General features: G+C 74.4%; 1 protein-coding gene. It reads right to left on the bottom strand.

Annotated features, from left to right (window positions below; all coding sequences use genetic code 11):
• A partial coding sequence (locus IE180_RS35670) for a type I polyketide synthase (RefSeq protein WP_190161094.1) occupies nt 1-3,893 on the bottom strand: 3,893 nt, incomplete at both ends.

Below are 3,893 nucleotides of genomic sequence, written 5' to 3'. Positions count from 1 at the left end.
GCGTCGACGTCGGGGAAGGTGATTCCGGCGTCCTGGAGGGCGGCGCGGATGACGCGTTCTTGGGCGGGGCCGCTGGGGGCGGTGAGGCCGTTGGAGGCGCCGTCCTGGTTGACGGCCGTGCCGGCCACGACGGCCAGGATGTTGTGGCCGAGGCGGCGGGCGTCGGAGAGGCGTTCGACGACGAGGACGCCGACGCCCTCGGCCCAGGCGGTGCCGTCCGCGTCCGCCGAGAACGACTTGCACCGGCCGTCGGCCGCGAGACCCCGCTGACGCGAGAACTCGATGAAGGTGTTGGGGGTGGACATCACCGCGGCGCCGCCCGCGAGCGCGAGCGAGCACTCGCCCGACCGCAGGGCACGGACGGCGAGGTGGAGGGCTACCAGCGAAGAGGAGCACGCCGTGTCCACCGTCAGGGCCGGACCCTGAAGACCGAGCGTGTAGGCGACGCGACCGGTGGCGACACTGCCGGCGGTGCCGGTCAGGAAGTGGCCCTCGGCCTCCTCCGGAAGCCGGCCGCCACCGCCGTAGTCGTGGTACATCACACCGGCGAACACCCCGGTGTCACTGCCGTGCAGCGAGCCGGGCGTGATGCCGGCCCGCTCCAGGGCCTCCCACGACACTTCGAGGAGGAGCCGCTGCTGCGGGTCCATCGCCAGCGCCTCGCGCGGCGAGATCCCGAAGAACGCGGGATCGAACTCGGCGGCCTCGTGGAGGAACCCGCCGTGCCGGACGTACGACGTGCCGGCGTGGTCCGGATCGGGGTGGTAGAGGCCGTCGAGGTCCCAGCCCCGGTCGACCGGGAACTCCGAGATGACGTCGCGCTGTTCGGCGACGACCCGCCACAGCGCCTCGGGCGAGTCCACCCCGCCCGGGAAGCGGCACCCCATGCCGACGATCACGATCGGATCGTCGTCCGTACGCGGGACGACGGGGACCACGGGCCGCGCGGGCGCGCTCTCGGCCCGCTCCCGTACGAGCGCGAGCGTGAAGTCGACGACGGCGGTCGGCGTGGGGTGGTCGAAGACCAGGGTCGCCGGAAGGCGCAGACCGGTCGCGGAGTTGAGGCGGTTGCGCAACTGGACCGCGAGCAGCGAGTCGATGCCGAAGCTCTTGAACGGCTGGTCCGGGTCGATCCCGTCCGCCGAATCGCTGCCGATGACCGAGGCGAGCTGGGTGCGGACGACGTCGAGCAGCAGGCGGCGGCCCTCCTCCTCGGACAGCCGGCCGAGCTTGCGGCGCAGACCGGACTCGCCCTTCCGTCGCTGCGGGACCCGCACCAGGGAGCGCAGCGCCGGGGACAGCGTCCCGGCGAGCGCGTCGGAGCGCAGCGCGGCCGGGTCGAGACGGGCCGGTACGAGCAGGGGGTTGTCGTCGGCGAGCGCCCGGTCGAGGAGTGCGAGGCCCTGCTCGGTGGAGAGCGGGGCGATGCCCCGGGTCGAGAGGGTGCCGTCGTCCAAGTGCCCGGTGAGACCGGTGCGTTCGGCCCACAGGCCCCAGGCGAGCGAGGTCGCGGGACGGCCCGCGGTGCGGCGGCGGGCGGCGAGCGCGTCGAGGAAGACGTTGCCCGCCGCGTAGTTGGCCTGACCCGGGTTGCCGAGGACGCCGGCGACCGAGGAGAACAGGACGAAGGCCGCGAGGTCGTGGTCGGCGGTCAGTTCGTCGAGGTGGGCGGCGGCGTCCACCTTGGGCCGCAGGACGGCCGCGAGCCGGTCCCCGGTGAGCGACTCGACCACGCCGTCGTCGAGCAGACCCGCGGTGTGGACGACGGCGGTGAGCCGTACGCCGGTCAGCAGCTTCGCGAGCGCGTCGCGGTCGGCGGTGTCACAGGCCGCGAGGGAGACCTCGGCGCCCAGACCGGTGAGCTCGGCGGCGAGTTCCTCCGCCCCGGGGGCGTCCGCGCCGCGACGGCTGACCAGCAGCAGACGGCGGGCGCCGTGTTCGGTGACCAGGTGCCGTGCGACCGACGCGCCGAGCACACCGGTGCCGCCGGTGACGAGCACGGTGCCGTCCGGGTCGAGCGGGGTGACACCGGCCGGGTCGGCGACGGAGGCGTGCCGGACCAGTCGGGGGACGAGGAGAGCGCCCGCCCGCAGGGCGAGCTGGGGCTCGGTGAGCACGGCACCGGGCACGGTGCCGGTCTCGTGCGCCTCGTCCGAGTCCAGCAGGGCGAAACGGTCGGGGTGCTCGGACTGCGCGGTCCTGACCAGGCCCCACACGGTGGCCTGGGCCGGGTCGTCGACCACGGGACCGGCGGCGCCGTCGGTCAGTACCAGCAGGCGGGAGCCGGTGAAGCGGGCATCGGCCAGCCACTCCTGGACCAGGCCGAGCGCCCAGCGCGCCGCCTGGTGGGCGGCCTCGGCGAGGCCGGTTCCCGTGCCGTCGGAGTCCTCCGGTGCGCCGGGACATCGGGCGGTGGCCGGACATCGTACGGCGACCACCTGCGGCACGACGTCCGGGACGTCGGCCAGGTCCGCGACCAGGCACATCTCGACCTCGGCCGTCGCGGCGACCGGCTGCCACTCGACGCGGTACAGCGAGTCGGCGCCCCGACCGGCGGACAGGTCGGCCGTGAACGGCCGCATCGTGACGGACTCCGCCGACAGCACGGGCTTCCCCGCGCCGTCGGTGACGCGCAGGGCGACGCCGTCCTCGCCCCTCGGGGCGAGCCACACCCGCAGGGCGTCCGCGCCGTCCGCGTAGCGGGTGACGCCGGACCAGGAGAAGGGGAGGACGGTGCCGCCGTCCTCGCGGAGCAGACCGACCGCGTGCAGGGCCGCGTCCAGGACCGCCGGGTGCACCCCGAAGGCCGTGGCGTCCAGCTCGGCGGGCAGACCGACCTCGGCGAAGACGTCGCGGCCGGAGCGCCAGGCGGCCCGCAGGCCCTGGAAGGCGGGGCCGTAGTCGTAGCCCGCCTCCGTGAGGGTGTCGTAACGGTTCTCGACGTCGATCTCCTGGGCGCCGGGCGGCGGCCACTCGGCGAGGTCGAAGTCGGCGGCGGCGTCGTCGAGGTCGAGCACGGCGGCCGCGTGCCGCGTCCACGGGATGCCCGCGTCGGCGTCCTGCGGCCGGGAGTGCACGGCCAGCTCCCGCTGCCCGTTCTCGGCCGGCGGTTCGAGGGTCACCCGCAGCTGTACGGCTTCGCCGGGCGGGAGCACCAATGGCGCCTGGAGGGTCAGCTCGGCGAGCCGTCGCCAACCCACCCGCGCGCCCACGGCCATCGTGAGCTCCAGGAAGGCGGTGCCGGGCAGCAGCACGGTGCCGTGCACGGCGTGATCGGCGAGCCACGGCTGCGTGTCGAGGGCGAGCCGCCCCGTGTACACCAGCCGGTCCTCCTCGACCAGCTCCACCACGGCGCCGAGCAGCGGGTGTCCGGCCGAGGCCAGACCGAGCCCACGGGCGTCGGTCGAGGCCGGCTCGGGCTCCAGCCAGTAGCGCCGGCGCTGGAAGGGGTAGGAGGGGAGTTCGACGGCATGCGCGCGGTAGGGCTGGAGAACGGTCGGCCAGTCGATGGTGACGCCGTGGGTCCAGGCTTCGGCGGCGGATTCGACGAAGCGGTCGAGGGTGCCGGTGTTGCGCTGGAGGGTGCCGACGACGGCTCCGGTGTCGCCGAGGGTCTCGGTGATGCCGGAGACGAGGACGGGGTGGGCGCTGATCTCGACGAAGACGACGTCGGGGGCCGCGAGTTGTCCGATGACGTCGGCGAGCCGGACCTTGCTGCGGAGGTTGCGGAACCAGTAGGCCCCGTCGAGTTCGGTGGTGTCCAGGAGGCCACCGGTCACCGTGGAGTGGAAGGCGATCCGTCCCGAACGGGGCGCCACGCCTTCCAGCTCATGGGCGAGGGTGTCGCGGATCTGGTCGACGTGGGCGGAGTGGGAGGCGTAGTCCACGGGGAT

Source organism: Streptomyces litmocidini (assembly GCF_014649755.1).
GTDB classification, from domain to species: Bacteria; Actinomycetota; Actinomycetes; order Streptomycetales; family Streptomycetaceae; genus Streptomyces; species Streptomyces litmocidini.
Note: the sequence above shows the minus strand (reverse complement) of the source record. Positions and strands in the feature narration are given on the sequence as shown.